At 68.5% G+C, this 15,833-nt stretch carries 16 protein-coding genes; 10 read left to right on the forward strand and 6 right to left on the reverse strand.

The features are described from left to right. Positions 1-63: 63 nt before the first annotated feature. Complete coding sequence (locus KQ304_RS05245; RefSeq protein ID WP_259736063.1) at positions 64-405, forward strand: c-type cytochrome; 342 nt, start codon at positions 64-66, stop codon at positions 403-405. 81 nt (positions 406-486) lie between these two features. On the opposite strand, the gene KQ304_RS05250 is transcribed toward KQ304_RS05245, so the two are convergent. Next, positions 487-693, reverse strand: coding sequence for a hypothetical protein (locus KQ304_RS05250; protein WP_255143209.1), 207 nt, complete (start codon positions 691-693; stop codon positions 487-489). Positions 694-729: 36 nt separating this feature from the next. Here KQ304_RS05250 and KQ304_RS05255 point away from each other — a divergent pair, with 36 nt between their 5' ends. Then, entirely contained in the window at positions 730-1,074 is a 345-nt protein-coding gene (locus KQ304_RS05255; protein ID WP_259736064.1) for a hypothetical protein, read from the forward strand. A 7-nt stretch (positions 1,075-1,081) separates the two neighbouring features. On the opposite strand, the gene KQ304_RS05260 is transcribed toward KQ304_RS05255, so the two are convergent. Further along, positions 1,082-1,555 (reverse strand): hypothetical protein, encoded by a 474-nt coding sequence (locus KQ304_RS05260; RefSeq protein WP_259736065.1) that lies wholly within the window; start codon positions 1,553-1,555, stop codon positions 1,082-1,084. Between the two features lie 146 nt (positions 1,556-1,701). Here KQ304_RS05260 and clpB point away from each other — a divergent pair, with 146 nt between their 5' ends. Beyond that, positions 1,702-4,329: an ATP-dependent chaperone ClpB gene (clpB, locus tag KQ304_RS05265; protein ID WP_259736066.1), complete on the forward strand. Its 2,628-nt coding sequence runs from the start codon at positions 1,702-1,704 to the stop codon at positions 4,327-4,329. 11 nt (positions 4,330-4,340) lie between these two features. Next, positions 4,341-4,637, forward strand: coding sequence for a hypothetical protein (locus KQ304_RS05270; protein ID WP_259736067.1), 297 nt, complete (start codon positions 4,341-4,343; stop codon positions 4,635-4,637). Positions 4,638-4,645: 8 nt separating this feature from the next. Here KQ304_RS05270 and KQ304_RS05275 read toward each other — a convergent pair whose 3' ends face one another. The 3 genes from KQ304_RS05275 to KQ304_RS05285 all read right to left on the reverse strand — a co-directional run bounded on the left by KQ304_RS05275 (position 4,646) and on the right by KQ304_RS05285 (position 7,525). Beyond that, positions 4,646-5,473: a hypothetical protein gene (locus tag KQ304_RS05275; RefSeq protein ID WP_259736068.1), complete on the reverse strand. Its 828-nt coding sequence runs from the start codon at positions 5,471-5,473 to the stop codon at positions 4,646-4,648. A 105-nt stretch (positions 5,474-5,578) separates the two neighbouring features. Further along, complete coding sequence (locus KQ304_RS05280) at positions 5,579-6,409, reverse strand: hypothetical protein (protein ID WP_259736069.1); 831 nt, start codon at positions 6,407-6,409, stop codon at positions 5,579-5,581. A 12-nt stretch (positions 6,410-6,421) separates the two neighbouring features. Continuing rightward, complete coding sequence (locus KQ304_RS05285; RefSeq protein WP_259736070.1) at positions 6,422-7,525, reverse strand: sulfotransferase; 1,104 nt, start codon at positions 7,523-7,525, stop codon at positions 6,422-6,424. 58 nt (positions 7,526-7,583) lie between these two features. On the opposite strand from KQ304_RS05285, the gene KQ304_RS05290 reads away from it, so the two are divergent. After that, positions 7,584-8,504, forward strand: a complete 921-nt coding sequence (locus KQ304_RS05290; RefSeq protein WP_259736071.1) for a hypothetical protein — start codon at positions 7,584-7,586, stop codon at positions 8,502-8,504. Here KQ304_RS05290 and KQ304_RS05295 read toward each other — a convergent pair. Continuing rightward, positions 8,497-9,603, reverse strand: coding sequence for a glycosyltransferase family 1 protein (locus tag KQ304_RS05295; protein ID WP_259736072.1), 1,107 nt, complete (start codon positions 9,601-9,603; stop codon positions 8,497-8,499). The two genes, KQ304_RS05290 and KQ304_RS05295, sit on opposite strands and share 8 nt — an antisense overlap. Before the next feature lie 18 nt (positions 9,604-9,621). Here KQ304_RS05295 and KQ304_RS05300 point away from each other — a divergent pair, with 18 nt between their 5' ends. The 5 genes from KQ304_RS05300 to KQ304_RS05320 all read left to right on the forward strand — a co-directional run bounded on the left by KQ304_RS05300 (position 9,622) and on the right by KQ304_RS05320 (position 15,781). Then, positions 9,622-10,464 (forward strand): hypothetical protein, encoded by an 843-nt coding sequence (locus tag KQ304_RS05300; RefSeq protein WP_259736073.1) that lies wholly within the window; start codon positions 9,622-9,624, stop codon positions 10,462-10,464. Then, positions 10,464-11,327, forward strand: coding sequence for a glycosyltransferase family 2 protein (locus tag KQ304_RS05305; protein WP_259736074.1), 864 nt, complete (start codon positions 10,464-10,466; stop codon positions 11,325-11,327). The genes KQ304_RS05300 and KQ304_RS05305 overlap by 1 nt, the downstream gene beginning before the upstream one ends. After that, positions 11,324-12,997 (forward strand): ATP-binding cassette domain-containing protein, encoded by a 1,674-nt coding sequence (locus KQ304_RS05310; protein ID WP_259736075.1) that lies wholly within the window; start codon positions 11,324-11,326, stop codon positions 12,995-12,997. Before KQ304_RS05305 ends, KQ304_RS05310 begins: the two co-directional genes overlap by 4 nt. Then, a complete protein-coding gene (locus KQ304_RS05315; protein WP_259736076.1) occupies positions 12,990-13,199 on the forward strand; it encodes a hypothetical protein in 210 nt (69 codons plus the stop codon). The genes KQ304_RS05310 and KQ304_RS05315 overlap by 8 nt, the downstream gene beginning before the upstream one ends. An 86-nt stretch (positions 13,200-13,285) precedes the next feature. Beyond that, the gene (locus KQ304_RS05320; RefSeq protein WP_259736077.1) at positions 13,286-15,781 is read left to right on the forward strand and encodes a glycosyltransferase; all 2,496 of its coding nucleotides are present in this window, start codon (positions 13,286-13,288) and stop codon (positions 15,779-15,781) included. Positions 15,782-15,833 lie beyond the last annotated feature (52 nt).

Below are 15,833 nucleotides of genomic sequence, written 5' to 3' on the forward strand. Positions count from 1 at the left end.
GCTCCCATCCGGCGGCGGGATTCTAGTTTTGGTGGGTTGCCTCTCCATCGCTTGCTTCCTCTGATGCGTCGCTTGCTTTCGTTTTTTGCTGGCTGCCTGGCCCTGCTGCTGGGCGCCGCCCCCAGCTTTGCCGCTGACGCCGCCCATGGCGGGCAGATCTTCTCCGCCAACTGCGCGGCCTGTCACATGGGTGGCGGCAATGTGGTGAACGCCGAGCGCACCCTCAAGGCCGATGCCCTGGCCACCTACCTGGAGAACTACAGCAGTGACCACGAGGCGGCCATCGCCATGCAGGTCACCAAAGGCAAGGCCGCCATGCCGTCGTTCCTCGGCAAGCTCACCGAAGCTGACATCGCCGATGTGGCCGCCTACGTCGAAGAAATGGCCGCCAAAGGCTGGGCCTGATCTCCAGCTCCCCATCGGGAGCTGAGTGACGCCTCTTTCCAGCACCCCCTGCCCAGGGGGTGCTTTTTTTGTGCCTGGCGCTCAGTTCAGGTCGCGGCGTCTGGAGAGCACCTCGAGGTAGAGGTCCTCGGGCACGTCGCGGATGTCGTATTCACTGGGGAGCACCCCATGGGCATGGCGGTGCACCACCAGCCAGCAGTTGCGCTCGGGATCCTTGCTGGTGCCCTCGAAATCGCGGGATTCCTGCGCCAGGCGCAGCACCAGGGATTCCCTCTCCTCGTTGCTCATTCCTACCATGGGCCCATGGCTTGACGCGCGGTCATCATGGCAATTCCACGGCTGAAGGGTTTCCTGAACGGCGGCCTGCCCCTGTTGCTGCTGCTGGCAGCGCCGCTGCTGGCCGCCCCGCTGCGCTCCCTGGCCCAGCCCCTGAACCAGCCCCAGCCCCTGGCGGTGCCGCCGATCTCCGACGCGCCGCTGCAGGAGCGGCCCGCCTGCCCCCTGCTGGTGCCGCTGCAGGACGCGGTGCTGCAGCCGCTGCAACTCAGGCCGGCCCAGGTGCCGCGCAAGAACGCCGGCGGGTGCCTCTCGGCCGCCGACGCCCTCTACAGCGCCGACGGATGCCCGCGCCAGCTCTGTCCCAGGCAGAGGGATGGCCTTGAGCTCTGAGGCCTGCTCAGCGGCAGCCCGAGACGGAGATCGTGTAGCTGAAGCCGGTGGCGTTGGCGTTGTACCCCGATCCCACCTTCACGTTCACCTGGCTCACCAGCTTGCCGGCCGGTGGAGCGAAGGGGCCGAACTGGCGGAACTGGCCGGGCAAGGCCTCGAGGGTTTCATTCACCACCTGCAGGTCGGTGCCATCGCTGAACTTCAGATAGGCCTGGATCGGGAAGGGTCCCTGCCTGGTGGAGGTGGATTTGAAGTTCACCCGGTAGCTGGTGAAGGCCTGATTCACCGTGAAATCGGTGTTGAAGTTGGTGCGGCCGAAGGGGAACACCAGCGGGCCGTTCAACTGGATCGACTTGCTGACACTGGTGCCGCCCCCCACGGCCTGCAGGGGGGTGCAGCTGGCGGCTGCCGCGCCGGGAAGCAAGCCGGCGCAGAGCAGGGAGAGGGCGGCCAGTGCGGCGAAGGGCTCGGTCCTGGGCATCGGGCAGGGGCTGGGTTGGATTTGAGTTAAGGACACCTCTGGCGGGCCGTTCGGTTGATTCGCCATTTGTTTCGGCCTGCCCATCCTGTGCTGCACCGAGGGTCGTTCATAGCCTTCGTTCAACGCCAACCGCAGAGGAGACCTCCATGCACCCCACCGCTGAAGTGTTCACGGAGAAGGCCTGGGCCGCCATCGTGGCCGCCCAGCAGCTGGCTCAGCAACGCCGGCAGCAGCAACTGGAGAGCGAGCACCTGTTCGCCAGCCTGATCAGCCAGCCGGGCCTGGCCAGCCGCATCCTCGAGAAGGCCGGCGTGGATGTGGCGGCCCTGAACCAGGCGGTGGAGGCCTTCCTCTCGCGCCAGCCCAGCCTGGGCGCCGCACCGGAGAACGTGTTTCTGGGCAAGGGCCTCAATGCCGTGCTGGATCAGGCCGAGCAGCTCAAGGCCAGCTACGGCGACAGCTTCATCTCGATCGAGCATCTGCTGCTGGCCCTGGCCATCGACGACCGCTGCGGCAAGCAGCTGCTGGCGCAGGCCGGCACCAACGCTGACAAACTCAAAGATGCCGTCCAGGCCGTGCGCGGCAACCAGAGCGTGACCGATCAGAATCCCGAAGGCACCTACGAATCGCTTGAAAAATACGGCCGCGACCTCACCCAGGCCGCCCGTGACGGCAAGCTCGATCCGGTGATCGGCCGCGACGAGGAGATCCGGCGCACGATCCAGATCCTCAGCCGCCGCACCAAGAACAACCCGGTGCTGATCGGAGAACCCGGCGTGGGCAAGACCGCGATCGTGGAGGGCCTCGCCCAGCGGATCGTCAATGGTGATGTGCCCCAGGCCCTGCAGAACCGCCAGCTGGTGTCGCTGGACATGGGCGCCCTGATCGCCGGCGCCAAGTACCGCGGTGAATTCGAGGAGCGGCTCAAGGCCGTGCTCAAGGAGGTGACCTCCAGCGAGGGGCAGATCGTGCTGTTCATCGATGAGATCCACACGGTGGTGGGGGCCGGCGCCGCCGGCGGTTCGATGGATGCCAGCAACCTGCTCAAGCCGATGCTGGCCCGCGGTGAACTGCGCTGCATCGGCGCCACCACCCTCGATGAGCACCGCCAGCACATCGAGAAGGATCCCGCCCTGGAGCGCCGCTTCCAGCAGGTGTTCGTGGATCAGCCCACCGTGGAGGACACCATTTCGATCCTGCGCGGCCTCAAGGAGCGCTATGAGGTGCACCACGGCGTGCGCATTGCCGACAACGCCCTGGTGGCCGCTGCGGTGCTCTCCAGCCGTTACATCGCCGATCGCTTTCTGCCCGACAAGGCGATCGACCTGATGGATGAATCAGCGGCGCGCCTGAAGATGGTGATCACCTCCAAGCCCGAGGCGATCGACGAACTCGACCGGCGCATCCTGCAGCTGGAGATGGAGAAGCTCTCGCTGGGCCGCGAATCCGATGCCGCCAGCAAGGACCGCCTGGAGCGGCTGCAGAAGGAACTGGCCGATCTCAGCGAGCAGCAGAGCACGCTCAATGCCCAGTGGCAGCAGGAGAAAGGCGCGATCGATCAGCTCAGCGCCATCAAGGAGGAGATCGAGCAGGTGCAGCTCCAGGTGGAGCAGGCCAAACGCCTCTACGACCTCAACAAGGCCGCTGAGCTGGAGTACGGCACCCTGGCCGACCTGCACAGGAAGCTGGCGGCCAAAGAGGCGGAGCTCAATGCCGGCGATGGCGAGAAAACGCTGCTGCGCGAGGAGGTCACCGAAGACGACATCGCCGAGGTAATCGCCAAGTGGACCGGCATTCCCGTGTCGCGGCTGGTGCAGAGCGAGATGGAGAAACTGCTGCACCTCGAGGATGAGCTGCACACCCGCGTGATCGGCCAGAGCCAGGCCGTGACCGCCGTGGCCGATGCGATCCAGCGCTCCCGCGCCGGCCTCTCCGATCCCAACCGTCCGATCGCCAGCTTCCTGTTCCTGGGCCCCACCGGCGTGGGCAAAACGGAGCTCTCCAAGGCCCTGGCTGCCCAGCTGTTCGACAGCGACAGCGCCATGGTGCGCATCGACATGAGCGAGTACATGGAGAAGCACGCCGTGAGCCGCCTGATCGGAGCGCCTCCGGGCTATGTGGGCTACGAGGAGGGCGGCCAGCTCACCGAAGCGGTGCGGCGCCGCCCCTATGCCGTGATCCTCTTCGATGAGGTGGAGAAGGCCCACCCCGATGTCTTCAACGTGATGCTGCAGATCCTCGATGACGGCCGCGTCACCGATGGGCAGGGCCGCACGGTGGATTTCACCAACACGGTGTTGATCCTCACCAGCAACATCGGCAGCAGCTCGATCCTCGATCTGGCCGGTGATCCCGCCCGCCACGGCGAGATGGAGAAGCGGGTGAACGAGGCCCTGCGCGGCCACTTCCGCCCCGAATTCCTCAACCGCCTCGATGAAACGATCATCTTCCACAGCCTGCGCCAGGAGGAACTGCGCGAGATCGTGGAACTGCAGGTGCAGCGGCTGCGCCAGCGCCTGGAGGATCGCAAGCTGGGCCTCGATCTCGACGCCGCCGCCCTCGACTGGCTGGCCGGCGAGGGCTACGACCCCGTCTACGGGGCCCGGCCACTGAAGCGGGCCATCCAGCGCCAGCTGGAAACGCCGATCGCCAAGGCGATCCTGGCCGGTCAGTTCCCCGAGGGCAGCACGATCGCGGTGGATGTGGAGGCCGGCTCGGAGCCACCGCGGCTGCGCTTTGAGCTGGCCAGGAGCCTGGAGTTGGCGGCGGTGTGAGCAACGGCGGCATGGCTGAGATCAACCTCCATCCGGAGTATCCGCAGAAGGCCCAGCTCGACAGTGCTGAGGCCTGGCTCGACTACGCCGACGCCCTGTTGCTTCAGGCTGACGCCAGCGGCCTGGAGCACGCCGTGCAGATGCAGCAGGTGGCCATGGCTCTGCTGCAGGCCCAGCGGCACGGCGCCGATGGGAGCACGGTGCGCTCCAGGCTGGTGACCCGGGCCCTGCTCGACCTGGCCACCGAGGTGCAGAGCCTCGGCCTGGAGCCCAGCGCCCTCAGCCTGCGGGAGCTGGCCGATCGCTGAAGGTCCGCTCAGGCCCTTTCGTAGATCTTCCCCCTGGAGATCAGCTCGGGCAGTTCGGGATGATCAGCTGAAACCCAGTTGATCAGTTTGGAGAAATACTTCTCCAGCAGGGTGTATCTGTTGTGGTGATGAACCACATAGGAATTTCTCAGATAGGAGAGATCTTCCACCCAGGGGAATACGTGCTGATTGAACAGATCCGGCAGGATCGACTCATGGCTGACCTGCCGACCACTGGACAACTGGGCGATGGCTGGGATCAGGCTGATCTGATCGAGGTAGGGATTTTTCTCGGGAACAGAATCCAGCTTCAAGACGAGATCGGCCATCATCGACCAGACGGCTCCCAGCTGACGGGGATGGCGGCAAGAGACGAGCCCGGCGTTCAGCCAGGGGTCGCCCACGGAGCCATTGCCTGTGACCACAGGCAGATAGCGGTAGGGCAGATTGACTGTCTTGAAGATCTCAACCCAGGGAAACTGATGGAGGCCATGCTCTGGAACAGCGGCTGGAGCCTCGCGAATGAGGTATTCGACAGGTAGAGGTCTGTTCAGAAAGACATCTGAATCCACAAACACCGCGGCTTCTTCCACCACCGATTGACGCAGGGCCGTGATTTTATTTTCGATCTTGTAGGGCTTCCCATCCAGGCTGATTTGGGGGCCATCAATCTGATAGGTGGAAGCGGCCTGAGAGTCAATGATCGCGGCCGCCAGGTCGTCGCCCATTCCACCAGGCCCGGGGATTGCAACGTGAAAGATCGCGGCAGGGCAGGTCTTTTTTGAGATCAGAATATTGATGGCCACTCCGATCGACAGCCTGGCGCCATCGGCCACTGTAATCACATTGAAGTGTGAATTCATTTTAATTCAGAATCATTGGGCGTGACCAGAACTGGTTAAGCAATTCAGAACGAGACAGCTTCTGGGGATCGAGGTTGCTCAGGTCTTGTTGCTCCAGTGACGCAGCAGAGCGAAGGACATCGGCTCACTGTTGTCCACTCTGCAGCTGTCGGTGGCGCGCAGCCGCTGTGACAGCTGAACCCAGCGCTGAACCCTCAGCAGCTGAGCCGACTCCACGGGGTGACCGCTGGCCACCAGGCGAGCGATCCCCTGCCGCAAGCGGATGTCAGCGTTGACCTGCACCCAGGTGGGTGGGCTGTCGGGGCCATCACAGAGGCGGTCCATCAGCCCCAGCAGACGCTGCTCCAGCCGCCAGGCCGCGAGCTCGTCGAGGCCCTGATCCAGGTTCAGGTGCAGGGCCAGGCTCCTGAGGGTCAGTTGCCGGTCGGCAGCGCCGAGCCATGCGGGTGTTGCCTCCGGGCCGAGTCCCTCCAGGTCGGAGAGCACCGCCTGGAGCGCCCAGAGCTGATCTGCTTCCGTGCTCCTGGCCGGCCCGGAGAGTTGATCGATCGGCAGCCGTTCTCTCCAGAACTGATGCACCAGCTCCAGTTGCAGGCTGTTCAGGCGATCCCGCTCGCCCTGGCGACGGCAGGGCAGCCGCAGTGCCTCGAGGCGATCAAAAGCCTCACGCCAGTGACCGGCCCTGGCCTCCTCGCCACAGCGCTGCAGGTCGGCGACCAGGATTCCATGGCGCAAATGCCCCTCCAGGTTGGGAGCCCGGCCGGAGCCCGGCCTGCCCTCCAGCAGGGTCAGCAGCGCCGCGTAGAGGGCCCGCTGTACCGAGGGCGCCAGCGGCAGCGCCAGCAGGTCGGCATAGGCAACTGATAGCGGCTCCTCTGCTGAGTGCAAATCCTGGGAGCCCTGCGTCATCATGAGCTGGCTTCAGCAGGCTAAGTCAGACCACAGTTCCATGGCCTCGGCCAGCACCCCATTCCTGAGCCGGCGGGCGAGGGCGGGATCGAGCGCGGCGTGGGGCTGCAATCCGCGGTTGTGAACCGGAAAGTTCAAGTTGGCGGGCAGATCGGCCGCCTCCAGTTCGAGGAAGCGCAGCACCCGCCTGAGCACTGTTTGCGGATCCGCCACCAGGTCTTCGAAGCGCAGCACCAGCAGCTGATGGGCGGGAGTCAGCGATCGCCAGCGCCGCAGCTGATCGGGGTAGAGGCTGCCCGCCAGGGCATTGGGGTGGAACCAGTCCAGCTCCTGGCGGGTCTGGGGCTCCATGGCCTCGAGGGCGGCGTTCTCCTCCAGCAGATGGCCCTCCACCGTGCCCTGCAGGCCCATGTAGGTCTGCAGATGGCCGAGCCAGCTGAGGGCGCGCGCCAGCGGTTCGCGCAGCAGCACGATCAGGCGGGCCGCCGGCAGCAGGCTGGCCACCCGCGCCGGGGCTTCGGGGTGCTGCAGGTAATTGGGGGTGGCCTCCAGCCGCAGCAGCGATCCCTGCTGGCGCAGCGGCGGGAACTGGGCCCGGTACCAGCCTTCGCCCCGATCCCAGTGGCGCTCGAAGAAGTGGAGTTCCTTCAGCGGATGCAGCCACACTCCGGGGTGGGCCGCCAGATAGGCGGCGAGGGAGGTGGTGCCGCACTTGGGCGCACCGAGCAGTAGCCCATCGGCACCGGCCCGGGCGTCCGCGCCAGGGCCGGGGTCCACGCGGAGTCGATCAGCGGGAATCCCCAGGCAGGCCGCCCGCCGAGCCAGCGCCAGGGCTTCATCCCGCTCCCCCAGCTGGTGGAGCCAGTGGGCTTCCAGGAACAGACCGAGGGCCCGGGGAGGGCGGCGGGCCAGGCAGGCCCGCAGCTGGGGCAGCAGCGCCGGCTCGGCTGCTGGACCCAGCGCTGCTGGACCCACCATGTAATAGAGGGCATGCAGAGGGCGGGGATCGCCGGGGTCGTGGCTGAGGGCTTCGAGGTAGGCGGCGGCGGCCTCATCGATGGCGCCACGGCGCCGGGCCAGTACGGCCCGCTCGATCGAAGAGGAAGGGATCTCCACGCTGGGCAGGAGGAGGCGGCGGTGGGGGTGTTCTAAGTTACCCCGACGCCGTGATGGCATGGCCTTCTCCACCCCGGTGCTGCTGCTGGCCTTCCGGCGGCCAGACACCACCAGGCCGGTGCTGGAGGCTCTGAGGCAGCTGCGTCCCAGCCAGCTGTTCGTGGCCTGCGACGGGCCCCGAGCCACGGTGGCCGATGATCAGGCGGCCTGCGCGGCCACCCGGGCTCTGATCGATGCGGCGATCGACTGGCCCTGCCGTGTGGAGCGTCTCTATCGCCACCACAACCGCGGCTGCCGCCGTGGGGTGAGCGAGGCGATCGACTGGTTTTTTGATCAGGTGCCGGAGGGGATCGTTCTGGAGGACGACGTGGTGCCCACCGCCGATTTCTTCCGGTACTGCGCCCTGCTGCTGGAGCGCTACCGCCACGACGGGCGGATCGGTGCGATCAGCGGCAACAACTTTCAGCGCGCTCGCCCCCGCGATGGCTCCAGTTATTACTTCTCGCTCTACAACCATGTCTGGGGTTGGGCCAGCTGGCGGCGCGCCTGGCGCAGCTACGACGCCGAGCTGGCCAGCTGGCCCAGCTTCCGCGACCAGGGCTGGCTGGAGCAGATCGGAGGGCGCCGCTTCAGCCGCTACTGGAGTGGTTGCATCGAGCGGGTGTGGCAGGGCGAGTGCGACACCTGGGATTACATCTGGACCTACAGCTGCTGGCGCCAGGGGCTGCTCACCTGTCTGCCGGCGGTGAACCTGGTGGAGAACGTGGGCTTCGGCCATGCCCATGCCACCCACACCCGCCATGGCCCCTCGCCCCACCGCGGCACGGCCGCCCTGGAGACGGAGCTGGTTCATCCGGCGCAGCTGCTGCGCGACCGTGCCGCCGACGACTTCACTTTCCGCAGCCAGTTCCAGCCGCCCCTGCCGCAGAGGCTGCTGCGCCGCGCCCTGCGGCCGGGGCGCTGGGGCGGCGTCAGCTGAGGCTGCGGTACAGGGCCCGGTGATCGGCCCACAACCGCTCCAGGCTGAAATGACGGCGCCGCTCCAGCAGGGCCCTGGGGCCGAGGCGCCGGGAGGGCGCGACGTGGCGGCGGCGATCGCCCAGCGCCGCTTCCCAGGCCTCCGTGTCGTCTGGATCGAGCAGGTGGCAGAAGGAGCCTCCCACCTCGCGATGCACGGCCAGATCGGAGGCGATCACGGGGGCATCGCAGGCCAGGGCCTCGATCAGCGGCAGGCTGAACCCCTCCGCCAGGCTCGGCACCAGCACAGCCCGGCAGTGGCGGTAGAGCCAGGCCAGCTGGCCATCGTTGGCCGCCTGGGCCCACACCCGCCCCTGCAGCCCCAGGCTGCGCAGGCGCTGCCGCTCCGCCGCCCGCAGCGGACCACCGCCCACCAGCAGCAGCTGGGGGGCCAGGTCACCGCCACCGAGGCGCGCGAGGGCCTCCAGCAGGCGGTCGCTGTTCTTGTAACCCTCCCGCCGGCCCACATAGAGAAAGAACGGCCGTGGCGGCAAGCCCGACACCGGGGTGGGCGGCTGCTCAGCGAAGCCCGTGGCCAGATGAATCACCCGCAGCCGATCGGCCAGGCCCGGGGCGATCTCCCTGAGGTGGGCGGCGCTGCTGGCGCTGACGCTGATGATCCGCTGGCTGGCGGCGAACCAGGCGAGCTTGGCGCCATGGGGCGAACCGCGGGGGAAGTAGTGCGGCCAGCGCTCCGGTGTCATGTCGTGGAGGCTGGACACCAGCGGACAGCCCGGCTGGCGGGGCGGGCGGCCCAGGTAGTAGGTGGCGTGCAGCAGGTCGATGCCCTCGAGCCGGGAGGGGGCGGCGGCGGGGTCGAGGCCCAGCCGCCGCAGCAGCCTGTAGCCCAGGGCCGGCAGGCGCACCAGGCCAGGGGCCTGCAGGTGCCGATTGGCGTGGCAGCGGAACAGCAGCACCGGCAGCAGGGGCCTGGGGGATCCCGCGGAGGCCGCTGCGCCAGCGGCCAGTCCGGAGATCAGATCGTTGAAGTGGCGGCTGATGCCGCCCCGGGCCATCAGGCAGAAGATCTGCCGATCGAAACCAACGCGCAGGGGCCCCATTAGGCCATGCTGACAGCCATGGGCACCCCTCTTGCACGGCTCAGTGTGGTGACCGTCTGCCGGGCTAACCCGATCGAACTGGCTGACACCTTGCGCTCGATGCTGAGCCAGGAGGCGCCGCCGGACAGCGAGGCCGGGGCCCCCTGGCTCGAATGGGTGGTGGTGGATGGCTCAGAAGACAGCCGCTGCCAGCGGCTGCTGGACCAGCAGGGGCCGCCGCTGAAGGCGCGGGGCATAGCCCTGCGCTCTCTGCGGCAGGGCGCCCGCGGGATCTACGCCGCCGTCAATGCCGGCCTGGCCGCCAGCACGGCCCCCTGGCTGCAGGTGCTGCCGGCGGGCGATGTCCATGCCGATGGCAGCAGCCTGGCGCGCCTGGAGCGACACGCCCGCGGGCTGGTGGCTCAGGGGCCTGTGCCGGCGGCGGTGTTCGGTCAGGCCTGGGTGGAGGTGCCGGGACGGGGCCTGCGCTGGTGCAGCCCGGATCCGGGTGTGCGGGCCATCGGCCGCTGGCTGCGCCACATGCTTCCCTGCCACTCCTCTCTTCTGTTTGATGGCACCTGGGCCCGCTGCCATCCCTATCGGGAGGAGAGCAGCATCTACGGCGATCGACCGGTGATGCGGGCCGCCCTGGCGGCAGGCGGACCGGAGCTGTATCTGGCCGAGCCGGTGTGCCGCTTCCGCCTGGGTGGCCTCTCCAGCGGTCCAGCCGCCCCCGCCACGCTGCTGCAGCGCTGGCGCGACCCCGACCTGGACCGCCGTGGCCAGTCCCGGGAGCTGCTGAAGGCACTGCTGTTTCCCCTGCGCGGGGTCTACCCCGATCTGATGAGAGCCCGCGCCCATTGGCTGGGCAGGCTCTGCTGATGCCCCGCGTCTCGATCATCACCCCGTTCCGCAACGCCGCCCGCTTCCTGCCCGGCTATGTGGACACCCTCCGCGGCCAGAGCTGGCGCGACTGGGAGTGCCTGGCCATCGACGATGGCTCCAGCGATGGCGGCGCCGATCTGCTGGAGAGGTGCATCGCTGGCGACGGGCGTTTCCAGGTGCTGCGCCTGCCGCCCGCCGGGGCGGAGGGCCAGGCCATCGAGCGGTTGCCGGCGCGGCCCCGCAACCACGGTTTGGCCCATGTGGGCAGTCCGCTGGTGGCCTTCCTCGACATCGATGATCTCTGGCATCCGCGCAAGCTGGAGCACCAGCTGGCCTTCCATGCGGCCGGCCGGCTGGATCTGTCGGTGACGGCCTACGGCCGCTTCCGCTGCGCCAGCGAACCGCTGCTGGCGATGCGCTGCCCCCCCGCCCAGCTCAGCGCCCCCTCACTGGCCTACCGCAATCCGATCCCGCTGCTGACGGTGCTGGTGCGGCCTGAGTTGCTGGTTGGGGGCTTCCCCACGGTTCCCCATGAGGACTATCTGCTCTGGCTGAACCTGCAGCAGCGGGAGCCGCAGCTGCGCTTCGGCACCCTGCCGGAGCTGCTGGCCTTCTACCGGCTGCACGACGCCAACCAGAGTCGGCAGCCGCTGCAGGTGGCCCGCTGGACCTATGCCCTCTACCGCCGCCATGGCCTGGGCCGAGCCAGTGCCCTCTCGCGGCTGGGCCACTGGGGCCTGGGCCACCTGCAGCAGGAGTGGCGGGAACGGCGTCAGCGCAGCGCCTTGCCCAGTGGCCGCCAGGGTGTGGAGGCTCTGCTGGCGGTGGAGCCCCAGCGGCTGGTCAGCGCGGGGCCATGAGAGGGGAGATCCTGCCGCTGCTGCGGCGCCTCGGCCGCCAGCTCCAGCCCCGCCGGCGGCGGCAGCTGCTGCTGGCCCTGGTGCTGCTCTGCCTGGCCGGTGCGCTGGAGATGCTCTCGCTGGCGGCGGTGCTGCCGCTGCTGATGGGGCTGATCCAGTGGCAGAGCGGGGCACGCAGCTGGGGTGTGGCCCTGTTCTGCCTGGTGGTGGTGCTGGCGGCGCTGGTGCGGATGGCCAACCTCTGGGTGAGCAACCGACTGGCGGCGGCGATCGGCGCCGACCTGGGCGAGACGGCGTTCCGCCGCACCCTGGCTCGGCCCTACCGGCAGCAGCTGAGCCTGGAGAGCACCCAGGTGGTGGCGGTGCTGGCCCCGCAGCTGCGCCAGCTGGTGTCGCAGGTGCTGCAGCAGGGCTGGCAGCTGCTCAGTGCCGCGCTGCTGGCCCTGGCGATCCTGACCACCCTGACGCTGCTGGCCTGGCGGCTGGCCCTGCCGCTGGTGCTGCTGATGGGCCTGGGTTATCTGGGCCTCTCCGTGGCCAGCCGTGCCCGCCTTCGCCGCCAGGGCACGGAGGCCGTGGCCCAGCAGCAGCAGCTGATCCGCCTGATCCAGGACAACCTCGCCTCGATTCGCGATGTGCACCTGCGCGGCTGGGCGGTGCCGCTGAGCCGCCGCTATGGGCTGATCGAGCGCCGCATGCGCCGGCTGGAGGCCAGCAATGCCACCCTGGCCGGCCTGCCGCGGTTCGTGCTGGAGCCGCTGGGGATGGTGGCCATCGCCCTGGCGGGACTGGGGCTGTTGCTGCAGGGTCGAGAGGTGCAGGAGGTGCTGCCGGCGCTGGGTCTGCTGGCCTTCGCTGCCCAGCGCCTGCTGCCCCTGGGTCAGCAGGTCTGGGCGGGCTGGGCGGCCCTCACCAGTGGCACCCCGCTGCTGGAGGGGCTGCTGGATCTGATCGAGCGCCCCGAGCCCGCGGCTGTTGACCAGGCGCCGGCCAGCGCTCCCCCTGCCCCTGCCCTGGCGACTTGGCGGCGGGTGGCCCTGGTGGGGGTCGACTTTGCCTATGGGCCCGAGGGGGGAGCCGTGCTGCGCGACCTGAACCTGGAGCTGGAGCGGGGCCACTGGCTGGGGATCTGGGGACCTTCGGGCTGTGGCAAGAGCACCGTGATCGACCTGCTGCTGGGGTTGCTGCCTCCGGATCAGGGGCAGCTGCAGCTCGATGGGCAGGGACTGGCGGTGGGATCACCGCAGCTGCGGCTTTGGCAGGCGCGGCTGGCCAGCGTGGGTGCCGCGGTGCCACTGGTGCCCGGCAGCGTGCGCAACAACCTGGAGCTGGCCCTGGTGGATGCTCCGGCGCCACCGCCCCAGCAGCTGGACGAGCTGCTTAGCCTGGTGGGGCTGGATGGGCTGCTGGAGCGGCCCCTGGGCGAATCGGGGCGCCAGCTCAGCGGCGGCCAGCGCCAGCGGCTCGGACTGGCCAGGGCCCTGCTGGCGGCTCCCGACCTGCTGGTGCTGGATGAAGCCACCAGTGCCCTGGATCTGGAGGGTGAACGGCGTCTGCTGACGCGGCTGCGCCAGCGGCGGCCACCGCTGACGCTGGTGATGGTGAGTCACCGACGGGCGAGCCTCGACCTCTGCGATCGTGTGCTGGAGCTGGCCAGAGCCGATGGCTGAACCGTTGGAGCGACGCCTCAGGCGTGAGCTGGCCGATCCCGGCCGTTTTCAGCAGGCTGTGCGCCTGCTGGCCCTGGTGGCCCTGTTCATGGGCACGGCGGTGCTGGTGGGCTGGTCGCTGCTGGCGCTGGTGACGGTCTATTCCCGCTCCTTTGAACCCTTGCTCAGCCCGCCGCCGATGGATCCGCCTGCCCAGCGCTAAATTTGAGTGGCATGAGCGGGATGTAGCGGGTGTGGATCGAGGTCACGGCTCGGTCACCGCGTCCGCTGTATGGCCTTTCCCCGCTGGTGCAGTTCCGCTGGGGTGATGGCCAGAGCCAGGCGCATCGCCTCAATGTCTGTGATGTGGTGGCCACGGAGCGCTTCCTCTGGTGGAGCGAGAAACGGCCCAGCTCGATCGTGGCGGCCGAGGCGGCCCAGCCCATGGTGTTCAGCCTGAGGGAGGTGAGCGCCCGTACGGCCCGGCTGTCGATGGCGCGGCAGCTCTGCGCCGACGATCCGCTCACCCTGTTCGATGATCCGCTGCAGTTGCAGGAGCAGCTGGACCAGGGCGGCCTCGATCCCGAGCAGAGCCTGGAGCGGTTCTGGCTGCGCTATCGCCGCTGGTTGGAGGAGCGACGGCGGCCCTTGTTCGCGGCCTGTCTGACCAGCAGCCGGCACTATTCGCAGCAGCTGCGGCCCGACCAGGACGGGCTGGCGACAGTGCGCTGGCTGGCCCCACTGGCCAACCGCTCCGCCCCGGCCGCTGCCCCCCTGGTGTCGCTGGTGATTCCCTGCTTCGGCCAGTTGCCGGTGACGCTGCGCTGCCTGGAGAGCGTGCTGGCCGAGCGCACCTACCAGCGGCCATCGCGCTGCCGGCTGGAGCTGCTGGTGATCGACGATGCCTCCCCCGACGGCTCCGGCGCCACCCTGGCCCAACTGGATGGACTCGGACCGATCCGGGTGCTGCGCAACGATGAGAACCTGGGTTTTCTGCGCAGCTGTAACCGCTGCGCGGCGCTGGCGGAGGGCGATTACATCGGCTTCCTCAACAACGACACCGTGGTCACCCAGGGCTGGCTGGAGGAGTTGCTGAACAGTTTCAGCCTCTTTCCCGGCACCGGCCTGGTGGGATCGATGCTGCTCTACCCCGATGGCCGTCTGCAGGAGGCCGGCGGCATTCTCTGGCGGGATGCCAGCGCCTGGAACTACGGCCGCGGCGAGCTTCCCCAATCGCCGGAGGTGAGCTTTGCCCGTGATGTGGATTATGTGTCGGGTGCGGCGATCCTGCTGCCGAATCCGCTGTTCCGCGAGCTGGGCGGCTTCGACAATCGCTATGCCCCCGCTTACTACGAAGACACGGATCTGGCCCTGCAGGTGCGCCAGAAGGGACTGCGGGTGATCTATCAGCCCGCCTCGAAGGTGATCCATTTCGAGGGGGTGAGCAGCGGCCGCGACGAGGAGGCCGGTGCCAAGCGCCACCAGGAGCGCAACCGCCAGCTGTTCCGGCGCAAGTGGCTTGAGGCCCTCAAGGGCCATGCCGAGAACGGCCATCAGCCGCTGATCGAGCGCAACCGTGGCCGCATCGGCCGCCTGCTGGTGCTGGAGATGACCACCCCCACGCCGGATCAGGACGCGGGCTCCCTGTTCATGTTCAACATCCTGCTGGCCCTGGTGCAACTGGGTTACGACGTCAGCTTCATGGCCGTCGACAACCTCAATTACATGCCGGAGTACAGCGGCGCGCTGGAGCGGCAGGGCATCCGCGTGCTGGTGCGCCCCCATGTGGGTTCGGTGGCGGAACACCTGGAGGCGGAGGGTGACCACTACGAGGGAATCCTGCTGGCTCGTCCGCAGGTGGCGGAGCGCTGCCTGGAGCCGATCAAGCGCCATGCCCCCCATGCCCGCCTGCTCTATTACACCCACGACCTGCACCACCTGCGTATGGAGCGCCAGGAGCAGACCAGTCCGGGCAGTGTGGCCGCTGAGGCGATCGCGGCGATGCGCGAGCTGGAGAAGGAGATCGTTGATGTGGTGGATGGGGTGCTCTATCTGAGTGAGACGGAGCAGGGGGAAGCGGAGCAGCGGCTGGCACCCAGGAGCCGCGGCTATGTGCTGCCGCCGGTGGTGGAGGCGCAGCCCGGCCCCAAGGGCTTTCAGGACCGCTCCGGGGTGGTGTTCATCGGCGGTTTCGGCCACCCCCCCAACCGTGATGCGGTGCTCTGGTTTGTGGCGGAGGTGATGCCGCGGCTGCGGGCAGCAGGCGACGGCATCGTGTTTCACGTGGTGGGGGCGAACCCGCCGGAGGAGGTGCAGGCCCTGGCCTGCGCGGATGTGGAAATCCATGGCTACCTGGCCGAGCTGGAGCCGTTGCTGGGTGACCGCCGTCTGGCGGTGGCGCCGCTGCGTTACGGCGCCGGCGTGAAGGGCAAGATGCTCACAGCCATGACCGCCGGCCTGCCGATGGTGGCCACCGCGCTGGCGGCTGAGGGGCTGCAGCTGCGCCACGGCGTCACCGTTCTCAGGGGCGACGATGCCGAGAGCCTGGCGGCCGGCGTGCTGGAGCTGCACCGCTGCCAACCCCTCTGGCAGGAGATGCGCGCCGCTGCTCTGGAGCATGCCCAGCGGGGCTGGGGAGGGGAAAGCTGCCGCGCCCGGCTGCGGGCGATCTGCGCGGAGGTGGGGCTGCCGGTGCCAGCCGATGGCCAGACGCTGGGGCCGGCGCTCACCTATAGGCCGGAGCTGGTGAGGCGGTTGGGGCCTGAGGAGCTGATCGGCCTGCAGAATCTGCTGCAGCGGAGCTGAGGCGGCCATCGGCGGCGCGGCAGGGGGAGCCGGAGGAACGGAGCGGGCGGCG

Origin of the sequence: Synechococcus sp. CS-1329 (assembly GCF_025128055.1) — a bacterium.
GTDB lineage: Bacteria > Cyanobacteriota > Cyanobacteriia > PCC-6307 > Cyanobiaceae > Regnicoccus_A.

Coding starts and splice junctions, on each gene's coding strand:
- clpB (WP_259736066.1), top strand. CDS start 1,702: ATGCACCCCACCGCTGAAGTGTTCACGGAGAAGGCCTGGGCCGCCATC.
- KQ304_RS05245 (WP_259736063.1), top strand. CDS start 64: ATGCGTCGCTTGCTTTCGTTTTTTGCTGGCTGCCTGGCCCTGCTGCTG.
- KQ304_RS05300 (WP_259736073.1), top strand. CDS start 9,622: ATGGGCACCCCTCTTGCACGGCTCAGTGTGGTGACCGTCTGCCGGGCT.
- KQ304_RS05260 (WP_259736065.1), bottom strand. CDS start 1,555: ATGCCCAGGACCGAGCCCTTCGCCGCACTGGCCGCCCTCTCCCTGCTC.
- KQ304_RS05250 (WP_255143209.1), bottom strand. CDS start 693: ATGAGCAACGAGGAGAGGGAATCCCTGGTGCTGCGCCTGGCGCAGGAA.
- KQ304_RS05270 (WP_259736067.1), top strand. CDS start 4,341: ATGGCTGAGATCAACCTCCATCCGGAGTATCCGCAGAAGGCCCAGCTC.
- KQ304_RS05305 (WP_259736074.1), top strand. CDS start 10,464: ATGCCCCGCGTCTCGATCATCACCCCGTTCCGCAACGCCGCCCGCTTC.
- KQ304_RS05315 (WP_259736076.1), top strand. CDS start 12,990: ATGGCTGAACCGTTGGAGCGACGCCTCAGGCGTGAGCTGGCCGATCCC.
- KQ304_RS05280 (WP_259736069.1), bottom strand. CDS start 6,409: ATGACGCAGGGCTCCCAGGATTTGCACTCAGCAGAGGAGCCGCTATCA.
- KQ304_RS05295 (WP_259736072.1), bottom strand. CDS start 9,603: ATGGGGCCCCTGCGCGTTGGTTTCGATCGGCAGATCTTCTGCCTGATG.
- KQ304_RS05255 (WP_259736064.1), top strand. CDS start 730: ATGGCAATTCCACGGCTGAAGGGTTTCCTGAACGGCGGCCTGCCCCTG.
- KQ304_RS05290 (WP_259736071.1), top strand. CDS start 7,584: ATGGCCTTCTCCACCCCGGTGCTGCTGCTGGCCTTCCGGCGGCCAGAC.
- KQ304_RS05310 (WP_259736075.1), top strand. CDS start 11,324: ATGAGAGGGGAGATCCTGCCGCTGCTGCGGCGCCTCGGCCGCCAGCTC.